10 protein-coding genes and 1 pseudogene are annotated in these 12383 nt (G+C 62.1%); 8 read left to right on the top strand and 3 right to left on the bottom strand.

From position 1 onward, the window contains the following. Positions 1-180 precede the first annotated feature (180 nt). The 4 genes and pseudogenes from FPT15_RS29600 to FPT15_RS29615 form a co-directional block, all read left to right on the top strand. Positions 181-1155, top strand: coding sequence for a D-glycerate dehydrogenase (locus FPT15_RS29600; RefSeq protein WP_145166224.1), 975 nt, complete (start codon positions 181-183; stop codon positions 1153-1155). A gap of 131 nt (positions 1156-1286) precedes the next feature. Continuing rightward, a complete protein-coding gene (locus FPT15_RS29605) occupies positions 1287-2189 on the top strand; it encodes a chemotaxis protein CheV (protein ID WP_145166225.1) in 903 nt (300 codons plus the stop codon). A gap of 3 nt (positions 2190-2192) precedes the next feature. After that, positions 2193-2675, top strand: coding sequence for an N-acetyltransferase (locus FPT15_RS29610; RefSeq protein WP_145166226.1), 483 nt, complete (start codon positions 2193-2195; stop codon positions 2673-2675). A 46-nt stretch (positions 2676-2721) separates the two neighbouring features. Then, positions 2722-2817 (top strand): annotated as a pseudogene (locus FPT15_RS29615) (YkgJ family cysteine cluster protein); the annotation flags it as partial. Positions 2818-2907: 90 nt separating this feature from the next. On the opposite strand, the gene FPT15_RS29620 reads toward FPT15_RS29615, so the two are convergent. The 3 genes from FPT15_RS29620 to FPT15_RS29635 all read right to left on the bottom strand — a co-directional run bounded on the left by FPT15_RS29620 (position 2908) and on the right by FPT15_RS29635 (position 5790). Beyond that, complete coding sequence (locus tag FPT15_RS29620) at positions 2908-4071, bottom strand: transporter substrate-binding domain-containing protein (RefSeq protein WP_145166227.1); 1164 nt, start codon at positions 4069-4071, stop codon at positions 2908-2910. Positions 4072-4600: 529 nt separating this feature from the next. Then, positions 4601-5392 carry a transporter substrate-binding domain-containing protein gene (locus FPT15_RS29630; RefSeq protein ID WP_145166228.1) on the bottom strand — a complete coding sequence of 264 codons (792 nt, stop codon included), beginning with the start codon at positions 5390-5392 and terminating at the stop codon, positions 4601-4603. Between the two features lie 164 nt (positions 5393-5556). Continuing rightward, positions 5557-5790 carry a hypothetical protein gene (locus tag FPT15_RS29635; RefSeq protein WP_106579552.1) on the bottom strand — a complete coding sequence of 78 codons (234 nt, stop codon included), beginning with the start codon at positions 5788-5790 and terminating at the stop codon, positions 5557-5559. Positions 5791-6009: 219 nt separating this feature from the next. On the opposite strand from FPT15_RS29635, the gene FPT15_RS29640 reads away from it, so the two are divergent. From FPT15_RS29640 to FPT15_RS29655, 4 genes are read left to right on the top strand one after another with little or no spacing between them, the layout of a single operon-like run. Next, complete coding sequence (locus tag FPT15_RS29640) at positions 6010-7176, top strand: efflux RND transporter periplasmic adaptor subunit (protein WP_145166229.1); 1167 nt, start codon at positions 6010-6012, stop codon at positions 7174-7176. Further along, complete coding sequence (locus FPT15_RS29645) at positions 7173-10268, top strand: multidrug efflux RND transporter permease subunit (RefSeq protein WP_145166230.1); 3096 nt, start codon at positions 7173-7175, stop codon at positions 10266-10268. Before FPT15_RS29640 ends, FPT15_RS29645 begins: the two co-directional genes overlap by 4 nt. A 10-nt stretch (positions 10269-10278) precedes the next feature. Next, the gene (locus tag FPT15_RS29650) at positions 10279-10956 is read left to right on the top strand and encodes a heavy metal response regulator transcription factor (RefSeq protein WP_145166231.1); all 678 of its coding nucleotides are present in this window, start codon (positions 10279-10281) and stop codon (positions 10954-10956) included. After that, a complete protein-coding gene (locus tag FPT15_RS29655; protein WP_145166232.1) occupies positions 10946-12310 on the top strand; it encodes a heavy metal sensor histidine kinase in 1365 nt (454 codons plus the stop codon). Before FPT15_RS29650 ends, FPT15_RS29655 begins: the two co-directional genes overlap by 11 nt. Positions 12311-12383: the final 73 nt, after the last annotated feature.

Below are 12383 nucleotides of genomic sequence, written 5' to 3' on the forward strand. Positions count from 1 at the left end.
CCGGCATTCCGGGCGTTTGCCAAAAGTGACCCGCTGTAAGAGCGGAACCCTAAGTCGCCGTTACCGCAGCAACGGATATGTACTCACCCCCCACCAAACAGCACCAAAAAGCTCCCCCCAATCCCCCCCAAGAATGTTAGCGTGCTTGGCATTCTTCCGTAGTCGATGAGCCCGCCTGCAATGAAAAAGACCGTCCTCGCCTTCAGCCGTGTCACCCCGGAAATGATCGAACGCCTGCAACAGGATTTCGAGGTCATCGCCCCCAACCCCAAGCTGGGCGACATCAACGCTCAATTCAACGAGGCCCTGCCCCACGCCCACGGTTTGATCGGCGTAGGCCGCAAGCTCGGCCGCGCTCAGCTCGAAGGCGCAAGCAAGCTGGAGGTGGTCTCCAGCGTGTCAGTAGGCTACGACAACTACGACGTGCCCTACTTCAACGAGCGCGGAATCATGCTCACCAACACCCCCGACGTACTCACCGAAAGCACCGCCGACCTGGCCTTCGCCCTGCTGATGAGCAGCGCACGCCGCGTGGCCGAACTGGATGCCTGGACCAAGGCCGGCCAGTGGAAAGCCAGCGTCGGCGCGCCACTGTTCGGTTGCGATGTACACGGCAAAACCCTCGGCATCGTCGGCATGGGCAACATCGGCGCCGCCGTGGCCCGGCGTGGACGCCTGGGCTTCAATATGCCGATCCTGTACAGCGGCAACAGCCGCAAGACCGCGCTGGAACAGGAATTGGGCGCCCAGTTCTGCAGCCTCGACCAATTGCTGGCCGAGTCGGACTTCGTCTGCCTGGTGGTGCCATTGAGCGACAAGACCCGCCACCTGATCAGCACCCGCGAGTTGGGCCTGATGAAATCCAGCGCGATCCTGATCAATATTTCCCGTGGCCCGGTGGTGGACGAGCCGGCGCTGATCGACGCCCTGCAAACCCAGAAGATTCGGGGTGCCGGCCTGGATGTGTATGAGCAGGAGCCGCTGGCCGAGTCGCCGCTGTTCCAACTGAGCAACGCCGTAACCCTGCCGCACATCGGCTCGGCCACCCACGAAACCCGCGAAGCCATGGCCAACCGCGCCCTGGACAACCTGCGCAGCGCCTTGCTGGGCCAGCGCCCACAGGACTTGGTGAACCCACAGGTCTGGAAGGGCTGACACATCCCCCCTGTGGGAGCGGGCTTGCTCGCTCCCACACATGCCAGCCCTGCATAAATCCGGTTAAAGCCTGGCGCGCCCGAGTCGATAACCCTCTATAGATCGTCATTCCTGATCCACAGAAGGTTTTTATGTCCACCACCAAAGCCCGCGCAGATTCACTCTCGCTTCTGCTCTTTACCTTGCGCAGCGGCAAGCTGATGGCGATCAACCTGCTGAAAGTCAGCGAAATCATCCCTTGCCCACCGCTGACCAAGCTGCCGGAGTCTCACCCTCACGTCAAAGGCATCGCCACGCTGCGCGGTGCGTCGCTGTCGGTGATCGACCTGAGCCGCGCGCTGGGCGAAATGCCCCTGCAAGACCCGAACGGCGGCTGCCTGATCGTCACTGACGTCAGCCGTTCCAAGCAGGGCTTGCATGTGCAGGCAGTGAGCAAGATCGTGCATTGCCTGACCACCGACATTCGTCCGCCGCCGTATGGCTCCGGTGGCAACCGCTCGTTTATCACCGGGGTTACCCAGGTCGAAGGCGGGCTGGTGCAGGTGCTGGATATCGAAAAGGTCATCCACGGCATCGCCCCGGCACCGGTTGAAGCGGCGCCCACCGACCTGACCATGGAAGAGGCCGAAGTACTCGGCAATGCGCGGATTCTGGTGGTGGATGACAGCCAGGTCGCCCTGCAGCAATCGGTGCACACCCTGCGCAATCTCGGTTTGACTTGCCACACCGCACGCAGCGCCAAGGAGGCCATCGACGTGCTGCTGGAGCTGCAAGGCACGGCCGAGCAGATCAACGTGGTGGTTTCGGATATCGAAATGTCCGAAATGGACGGTTACGCCCTCACCCGTACGCTGCGCGAAACCCCGGATTTCCAGGAGCTTTACGTGCTGCTGCACACTTCTTTGGACAGCGCGATGAACAGCGAAAAGGCCCGCCTGGCCGGTGCCGACGCGGTGCTGACCAAGTTCTCTTCGCCCGAACTGACCAAGTGCCTGGTGGTTGCCGCCCAGACCGTGGCGCAAAAGGGCTTGTAACCGGTGACGCAATACTTCCACCTGTTGCGTCGCGACCTGACCGGCAGCCTGCCCGCCCCGCAGTGGCCGGCCGATACTCGGCTGGGCCATTACCGTGATGAACTGGCCCCGGCGATTCATGCGGTGCTGCGCATGACCCAGGACCAGGGCGGCGGCCGTGTCGCCGGCCTGGAGCAATGGCGCCAGCAGTTCGTCACCGATGCCGAGTTCGACCCGACGCTGTGCCTGGTGGCCAGTAACGCCGAGGGCATCCTCGGTGTAGCCCAGTGCTGGACCAGCGCGTTTATCAAGAACCTTTCCGTGCATCCCTGCGCCCAAGGCCAGGGGCTGGGCCGCGCGTTGTTGCTGCACAGTTTTCAGGTGTTCAAGCAACGTGGCGAACCCTACGTCGACCTCAAGGTGCGCGAAAGCAACCTGCGCGCCCGACAACTGTATGAAAGCGCGGGCATGGTTTTTGTGCTGCGCGACCGGGTGCCCGAGGACTGACAGGCACTGGCGCATGACTTGCTTCGCAAGAGCCAGAACAGTGCATAGAGGCAATACCGAGGCGTTTGTGGCGATCACCTTTGCCGCCTACGACGCCGGGCGCTGCAGGAACCTTGACGAAGACAACCGCTGCAACATCTACTGGATGCCGGCGCCAGGATCGCCACCCAGGTGCCGGCCAACTACGCGTTTATTTCCTTGCGGGCGTCTCAGGCCCGCAGCCTGCGAGGGCTTACAGGCTGGCGATACACTCGATTTCGATCCGCGCATTCAACAGCAGCTTGCCTGCCGCAAAGGTGGTTCGGGCAGGAAGCCGGCCTGCGGGGAAATAACTGGCGTACACCTCGTTCATTGCCGCGAAATCTTTGACATCGGCAAGAATCACCGTGCATTTGGCTACCCTGTCCATCGCCAAGGCTTTTGTCTTGAGCGTGCCACGCAAGTTTTCCAGGGCTTGGGCGGTTTCTGCGCGAATGCCTCCGCGCACCAGCTTGCCCTTTTCATCCAGGCCCAACACGCCGGCGAGATACAGGGTGTGCCCAACCTGCACCACCTCCGAGTAAGGAAAACCACCTTGCGCCGGTGTGTAAATCATCCGGGCCGCTGCGGATTCAGCCGGAGCCGGTGCCAGATAAGGCTGGGTAATGGCCGCGTACTTGCCACTGTCCTTCAAGCGCTGCAGCGCCGTGTTCAACGCCGCGGTCAATTGCGGGTCGGTTTTGCGCACCGCTATGGCCGGGCCGCTGCCCAACAACTCGTCATTGATCACCGGCCCCGCGAAGGCAAACGCTTTGCCTTGAGGGGTGTTCAGCAACGCCTGGGTGATTTCAACCGTGTCTTGCAAGGTCGCGTCCAACTCACCAGCCTTCAAGGCCTTGATCAGCTCGGCATTGAGGTTGAATTGACGTACATGCACGCCTTGAGGCGCCCACCGTGCCAGCGCAAAAGCGGCTCGACTGGTGCCCGTCAGTACGCCCACGCGTTTGCCTCTGAGCGCACCGGGCGTTGGCAAAAGGCTGGAACCTGTGGGCGCGACCAATCGGCTTTCGAGGGCATAGAGCGGATGGGTGAAGTCGACTGTTTCGCGCCGTGGCGGCGTCGCGGTCATCGGCATGATGGCGTCAAAACGCCCGGCCTGGAGCGCCGCAAGGTTGGTTGCATAAGGCTGATCGACCCACACGCAGCGCGCGTTGAGCTCAGCACATAAGGCGTTGCCCAGCTCGATATCCAACCCGAGGAGTTCGCCTTGCTCATTGCGATATTCAAACGGCGGGACATCCGCCTCGACCCCGAAGCGAATTTCACTCCACGGGTTTACGGGAGGGGGAGCCACCGCGCATCCGCTCCCGGCCAACATTATCAGCGCCAGCGCCAATATTCTTTTTGCCGTAGTCATAGACCTGTCCTGTTCAAAAGTGGTGTGAGACGTCCGTGCTCTATCACTCACGGCCCGAACGCACCCGACGTTCTAACAAGCACTGACTGGTCTTTAACTACGACACGCCTGTTTGTTTCATAGGAGAATTCCCAAATTCAGCCTAGACGCTTTTTGGCGTCAGCGCCGTTGGCCCCAGAACGCCTGCGCAAGCAGACGTAAATCTTGCGCCAGCGCCGCCACGTCGCCTGAGCTGCATTGGCTCTGCTGTGTGCCACGGCTTGCACCGCATCGCGGACTGCGCCTTGCAGGGTGTTGATCACGCGCTGGACTTCATTGGTCGATTGCTGGGTGCGCTGTGTCAGCGATCAATCGCGCGCGGGTCCGGCTTGGTGCGCACTGACTGATACTCCACCGTCGCCCCTTCCCGGGTCACCTGCGTGGCATAAGCGCGCTCGTAATTATTGGAGGAGTCGGCAGGTCGTCGACGCTAAGCGCGCCCATGGGGCGAACACTGATCCCGCTCATGTTCCGCGCAATTAATCAGCCATCACTGGTCGGAAGGCGGCTCGTTCAGATTGTAGGGCTGCACGATGCGCTGGTATTCACCGCTCTGGCGCAGTTGTTCAAGCGCACGGTTGAGGTCCTGGCGCAAGGCGGTGTCCGGTTTGCGCACCGCGATGGCCGCGCCGTCACCCAGCAGTTCGGCCGACACAACAGGACCCAGGAAGTCGAAATCCTGACCCTGCGCGGTGTCGAGCAGTGCCGTGCGGATTTCCACCGTGCCTTGCAGCGTCGCATCGATATGGCCGGCCACCAGGCTGCGCGTCAATTCGTCATTGAGCCAGAAACTCTTGATGATGACGCCCGCTGGCGCCCACTTGATTCGAGCAAAGGCTTCGCGGTTGCTCCCCAGCAGCACGCCGACCCGCTTGCCCCTGAGCGACTGCAGCGTCGGCATCAGGCCGGAGGTCTTGCGCCCTACCAGCCGGGTGGTGAACGGGTACAGCGTATCCGTGAAGTTCACCCATTGGCGCCGCCTGGAGGTGGGCGCCATGCCCATGATCGCATCGAACCGTCGGCCCTCAAGCGCAGGAAAACTCTCCATCAGGACCTGATCAACCCAGGTACAACGCACACCGAGTTGCTGGCACAACGCGTTTCCCAGGTCGATATTGAGCCCCACCAGTTGATCGTGCTGGTTGCGGCTTTGGAACGGCGGGAATTGCGCGGCGACCGCGAAACGGATCTCGCGCCGTGGTTCGTCAGCTGTTGCAGGCGTGCAGAAAACAGCGACCAGCAGGGATAAGGCAGGCGCAACACAGACACGTATCGAAACCACAAGGTACGTCCTTTTCCGGAAAGTCCAGCCTCACCACGCCCCGGCGCCATCCACCTGGGCGAAGCAAATGCTGTGCAAGCTTTCAAGAAACGGTCGTGCACCTGCAATCAGAAACGTCAGCGAGCGATGTAAGGCAATGCCGACAAATAGGTGACCGATTACTCTCAGCGTTTACCCATCGAACGACGAGTGCCCGGCGGTGCCATACCTGGCGACTTGGTATGGCCGTTTTTGGCGCCATTTTTGTACCAAGGCTGGGCCGCATTCTTGGCCCCGGCCAGTTCACCCGGCTTGAACGGAAACTTGAACGCCGGGATCTCGGCTTTTTCAACGCTTTCAGCGCTGGCCGGATCGACGAGGTCGGCCGCTTCAACAGGGGATTGTGTCGGGGAAGTCATGGAAGCTCCGGGGCATGCAGAAAATGAGGCGGCGGCCGGCTTGCGGGCCGCGCTGGCGCGCAGTATACCTGCGCGCCCCGGATCTTTAACCACCGCCTGTACGAATGGTCTGCCTTTACTGACAGCGCTGTCAGTTAGCAGTCACCGTGCTGACCGGGTCGGCGGGCTATAAAGAAAGCATCTTAACTTTCCCACCCCTTTGCCCCGGCGCCTCACCCCATGCACATTCAACGAAAAACCGCCCTGACCGTGGGTGTCCTCGTGGTAGTGGCGATTGCAGCCTGGGCCGTGACCCGGCCCGCCAAGACCAAACTGGCGGCGCCGAGCGCAATCCCGGTGCGGGTGGTGAGCGTCGTGCAACAGGACATTCCCCGCTTTGTCAGCGGCATCGGCTCGGTGCTGTCGTTGCACAGCGTGGTGATCCGCCCGCAAATCGACGGCATCCTCACCAAGTTGTTGGTCAAGGAAGGCCAACTGGTCAAAACCGGCGACCTGCTCGCCACCATCGATGACCGCTCGATCCGCGCGAGTCTCGACCAGGCCAAGGCGCAATTGGGGGAAAGCCAGGCGCAACTGCAAGTCGCGCTGGTCAACCTCAAGCGCTACAAGGAATTGAGCATCGACGACGGCGTGTCGAAGCAGACCTACGACCAGCAACAAGCCTTGGTCAACCAGCTCAAAGCCACGGCGCAAGGCAACCAGGCTGCCATCGACTCCGCTCAGGTACAGCTTTCCTACACCCAGATTCGCTCTCCGGTGACAGGTCGCGTCGGCATTCGCACAGTGGATGAAGGCAACTTCCTGCGCATGAGCGATACCCAGGGCTTGTTTTCCGTGACGCAAATCGACCCGATTGCGGTGGAGTTCTCACTGCCGCAACAAATGCTGCCGACCCTGCAAGGCCTGATCGCATCGCCGACTCAAGCCAGCGTCGATGCCTACATGGGCGCCGACACCGACGGGCAGACCGGCGACTTGCTGGGTGAAGGCCATCTGAGCCTGATCGACAACCAGATCAGCTCCACCACCGGCACGCTGCGCGCCAAGGCCGAGTTCAAGAATGCTTCGCAGCGCCTGTGGCCGGGGCAACTGGTGACCATCAAGATCCAGACCGCCCTCGACAAGAACGCCCTGGTGGTGCCGCCGACCGTGGTGCAGCGCGGCCTGGATGCGCATTTCGTGTACCGGGTCAACGGTGACAAGGTCGAGATTGTGCCGGTGCAAATCGCCTATCAGGACAGCGACGTGAACATCATCAAGGGCGTGCAGGCCGGGGATGTATTGGTCAGCGACGGCCAGTCGCGGCTCAAGGCCGGCGCCCAGGTCGAGGTGCTCAAGGAGCCGCCACAAGCCATCCAGACGGTAGACGCCAAGGTGCAGCCATGAGCGGCAGCCGTTCGCCGTCGGCCTGGTGCGTCGACCACCCGGTCGCCACCCTGCTGTTGACCTTCGCCTTGGTGCTGTTGGGGTTGATTGCCTTCCCGCGCTTGGCCGTCGCCCCACTGCCGGAAGCGGAATTTCCGACGATCCAAGTCACCGCGCAGTTGCCCGGCGCCAGCCCGGACACCATGGCATCGTCGGTGGCCACCCCGCTGGAGGTGCAATTCAGCGCCATCCCCGGCATGACGCAAATGACCTCCAGCAGCGCCTTGGGCTCCAGCCTGCTGACGCTGCAATTCACCTTGAACAAAAGCATCGATACCGCCGCGCAGGAAGTGCAAGCGGCGATCAACACCGCCTCCGGCAAGCTGCCCAGCGATATGCCAAGCCTGCCGACCTGGAAGAAGGTCAACCCGGCGGACAGCCCGGTGCTGATTCTCAGCGTCAGTTCCGACAGCATGCCCAGCACCGAACTCAGCGATTACGTAGAGACCTTGCTGGCCCGTCAGATCAGCCAGATCGACGGCGTCGGCCAGATCAACATCACCGGCCAGCAGCGCCCGGCGATTCGCGTACAGGCTTCGCCCGACAAACTCGCGGCGATTGGCCTGACCCTCGCCGACGTGCGTCTGGCCATTCAGCAATCGAGCTTGAACCTGGCCAAGGGCGCGATTTACGGTGAGAACAGCGTGTCGACCCTGTCGACCAACGACCAGCTGTTTCACCCGGATGAATACGGCCAGTTGATTGTTTCCTACAAGAACGGCGCACCGGTTCAACTGCGTGATATCGCCAAAGTCATCAACGGTTCGGAAAACGCCTACGTACAGGCCTGGTCGGGCGACACGCCCGGCGTGAACCTGGTGATTTCGCGCCAGCCCGGCGCCAACATTGTCGAAACCGTGGACCGCATTCAAGCCGAGCTGCCGCGCCTGGAAGGCATGTTGCCGGCCTCGGTGCAGGTCAGCGTGTTGACCGACCGCACCAAGACGATTCGCGCCTCGTTGCATGAAGTGGAAGTGACGTTGCTGATTGCCATCTTGCTGGTGGTGGCGGTGATGGCGCTGTTCCTGCGTCAATTGTCGGCGACGATGATTGTGTCCAGCGTGCTCGGCGTGTCGCTGATCGCCAGTTTTGCGCTGATGTATGTACTGGGTTTCAGCCTGAACAACCTCACGCTGGTGGCGATCGTAATCGCCGTGGGCTTTGTGGTGGACGACGCCATCGTGGTGGTGGAGAACATTCACCGCCACCTGGAGGCGGGCCTCGATAAACGCGAAGCGGCGATCAAGGGTTCCGGCGAGATTGGCTTTACGGTGGTGTCCATCAGCTTCTCGCTGGTGGCGGCGTTTATTCCGCTGCTGTTCATGGGCGGCGTGATCGGACGGCTGTTCAAGGAGTTTGCACTGACGGCCACCTCGACCATCCTGATTTCGGTGGTGGTGTCACTGACGCTGGCGCCGACGCTGGCCGCGCTGTTCATGCGCGCACCCGCCCATCACGCCCACGACAAGCCCGGTTTCAGCGAACGCCTGCTGGCCGGCTACGCGCGCAACCTGCGTCGCGCGCTGGACCATCAACGCACGATGGCGGCGATCTTCATGGTGACCCTGGCCCTGGCCGTGGTCGGCTACATCTTTATCCCCAAGGGTTTCTTCCCGGTGCAGGACACCGGCTTCGTGCTCGGCACCAGCGAGGCCGCGGCCGACGTGTCGTACCCGGACATGGTCGCCAAGCACAAAGCCCTGGCCGAGATCGTCAAGGCCGACCCGGCGGTGGAAGCGTTTTCCCACTCGGTGGGCGTGACCGGCAGCAACCAGACCATCGCCAACGGCCGCTTCTGGATCGCCTTGAAAGACCGCGGTGATCGCGATGTGTCCGCCAGCCAGTTCATCGACCGCATCCGCCCCAAACTGGCCAAGGTGCCGGGCATCGTGCTGTACCTGCGCGCCGGTCAGGACATCAACTTAAGCTCCGGCCCGAGCCGCGCCCAGTACCAATACGTGCTCAAGAGCAACGACGGCCCGACGCTGAACACCTGGACCCAGCGCCTGACTGAAAAGCTGCGCGCCAACCCGGCCTTTCGCGACCTGTCCAACGACCTGCAACTGGGCGGCAGCATCACCCACATCAGCATCGACCGCCAGGCCGCCGCGCGCTTCGGCCTGACCGCCACCGATGTCGACCAGGCGCTGTATGACGCCTTCGGTCAGCGCCAGATCAACGAGTTCCAGACCGAAATCAACCAGTACCAGGTGGTGCTGGAACTCGACACCCAGCAACGCGGCAAGGCCGAGAGCCTGAACTACTTCTACCTGCGCTCGCCGCTGACCAACGAGATGGTGCCACTGTCGGCGCTGGCCAAGGTCGACCCGCCCACCGTGGGGCCCTTGTCGATCAGCCATGACGGCATGTTCCCGGCCGCCAACCTGTCGTTCAACCTGGCGCCTGGCGTGGCGTTGGGCGATGCGGTGATCATGCTTAACCAGGCCAAGAACGAAATCGGCATGCCGTCCACCATGATCGGCACGTTCCAGGGCGCGGCCCAGGCGTTCCAGAGTTCGCTGGCCAGCCAGCCCTGGCTGATCCTCGCGGCGCTGGTGGCGGTCTACATTATTCTGGGTGTGTTGTACGAGAGTTTCGTGCACCCGCTGACGATCATCTCGACCTTGCCTTCAGCGGGCTTGGGCGCGCTGATCATGCTGTGGCTGCTGGGCCAGGACTTTTCGATCATGGCCCTGATCGGCCTGGTGTTGCTGATCGGTATCGTGAAGAAGAATGGCATCCTGATGATCGACTTTGCCCTGGACGCCCAGCGCGTGCGCGGGCTGCCGCCCGAGGAGGCGATTTATGAAGCCTGCGTCACGCGGTTCCGGCCGATCATCATGACCACCCTCGCCGCCTTGCTCGGCGCGGTGCCGCTGATGCTCGGCTCCGGCCCGGGCGCGGAGTTGCGCCAGCCGCTGGGCATCGCGGTGGTCGGCGGCTTGCTGGTGAGCCAGGCGCTGACGCTGTTCACCACGCCGGTCATATACTTGTACCTTGAGAAGTTTTTCCACAGGCCCAAACCAGCGCTGGCGCTGGCGACCACACACTAAAGGCGGGGTCATGCGCGTCCTGATTATTGAAGATGAAGAAAAAACCGCGGACTACTTGCACCGCGGTCTGACGGAACAGGGCTACACCGTCGATGTGGCGCGTGAAGGCGTCGAGGGCTTGCACCTGGCGCTGGAAAACGATTACGCGGTGATCGTGCTCGACGTGATGCTGCCCGGCCTCGACGGCTTCGGCGTGTTGCGCGCACTGCGGGCGCGCAAGCAAACGCCGGTGATCATGCTCACCGCCCGCGAGCGCGTGGAAGACCGCATTCGCGGCTTGCGTGAAGGCGCCGACGACTATTTGGGCAAACCGTTTTCGTTCCTCGAACTGGTGGCGCGCCTGCAAGCGCTAACCCGCCGCAGCGGCGGGCATGAGCCGGTGCAGGTCACCGTCGCTGACTTGTGGATCGATTTGATCAGCCGCAAGGCCAGCCGCAACGGCCTGCGCCTGGACTTGACCGCCAAGGAGTTCTCGCTGCTCAGCGTGTTGGCGCGGCGCCAGGGTCAAATCCTCTCGAAAACGGCAATTGCCGAGATGGTCTGGGACATCAATTTCGACAGCGATGCCAACGTCGTCGAAGTGGCGATCAAGCGCCTGCGCGCCAAGCTCGACGGGCCGTTCGAGCACAAACTGCTGCACACCATTCGCGGCATGGGGTATGTGCTGGAGAACCGCAGTGTCGGCTAACTCCATCGCCCTGCGCCTGAGCGGCATGTTCACGCTGGTGGCGCTGCTGATCTTCGTGTTGATCGGCGGCGCGCTGTACCAGCAAGTGGACCGCGGCCTTGGGTTGTTGCCGGGCGCCGAGCTGGATGCGCGCTACAGCGTGCTCGAATCCTCGGTGAACCGCTTTGGCACGCCGGACCACTGGGCGAAAATCACCGCCAAACTGAAATTGCTCGGTGAGGAAGATAAGCGCATCCGCTTCTGGGTGGTGAGCAGCGATCCGAACTACGAGTACGGCAACCCGGATGCGCAGATCCGCGCGTTCGCCGCAGGGCCGACCGGTAAGCGCGACTTGCGCCTACCGGGGCGCGAGTACCCGTTCAAGGTGTTGGTGAGCCAGTTCGCGGCGAAAGAACAGCGCCCGCCGCTGCGCTTTATGATCGCCATCGACACTGAAAACTTCCGCGCGACTCAGCACCAGTTGCTGGTGGCGTTGATCGGCCTGGCGTTTGTCGGCGTGGTGCTGGCGGCGCTGTTGGGGTTCTGGGTGTCGCGCATCGGCCTCAAGCCGTTGGGCAAACTCTCGGATGAAGCGCAGAAGCTTGCGCCGCCCAAGCTCTCGGGGCGCTTGCAACTGTCGCCGTTGCCGCCGGAGCTGAGCCAGTTCGTCAATTCATTCAACTCCACGCTGGATCGGGTGGAACAGGCTTATTCGCGCCTGGAATCGTTTAATGCCGATGTGGCCCATGAGCTGCGCTCGCCGCTGACCAACCTGATCGGCCAAACGCAGGTGGCGCTGACGCGCGGGCGTTCGGCCGAGCATTATTTCGAGGTGCTGCAATCCAATCTTGAAGAGTTGGAGCGGCTGCGTTCGATCATCAATGACATGCTGTTTCTCGCCAGTGCGGACCAGGGCAGCAAGGCCACCAAGCTGATCGAAAGCTCCCTGGCGGATGAAGTGGCGACCACGCTCGACTACCTGGATTTCATCCTCGAAGACGCCCAGGTTCAAGTGCGGGTGCGTGGCGATGCGTTGGTGCAGATCGAGAAAGCTCACTTGCGCCGCGCGTTGATTAATCTGCTCAGTAATGCCGTGCAGCACACCGCGGCGGGGCAGGTTATCGAGGTGGATATTCAGGTGCAGGAACATCAAGTGGCGATTGGGGTGACCAACCCTGGGGATGCGATTGCCAGTGAGCATTTGCCACGGCTGTTCGAGCGGTTTTATCGGGTGGATGCGTCGCGCAGCAACAGCGGGGCGAATCATGGGCTGGGGTTGGCGATTGTGAAGGCGATCGCTTTGATGCACGGCGGGGATGTGTTTGTGCGCAGTGAGGGTGGGGGAAATACGTTTGGCATAACCCTGCCGGTGTAGGGGTGGTTTGCTGGGGGTATATCCGTTATTTGGGTGATGGCCGCTTTGGGGTTCCGCCCTTACGGCGGGTCAC

It is taken from the genome of Pseudomonas sp. RGB (genome assembly GCF_007713445.1).
GTDB lineage: Bacteria > Pseudomonadota > Gammaproteobacteria > Pseudomonadales > Pseudomonadaceae > Aquipseudomonas.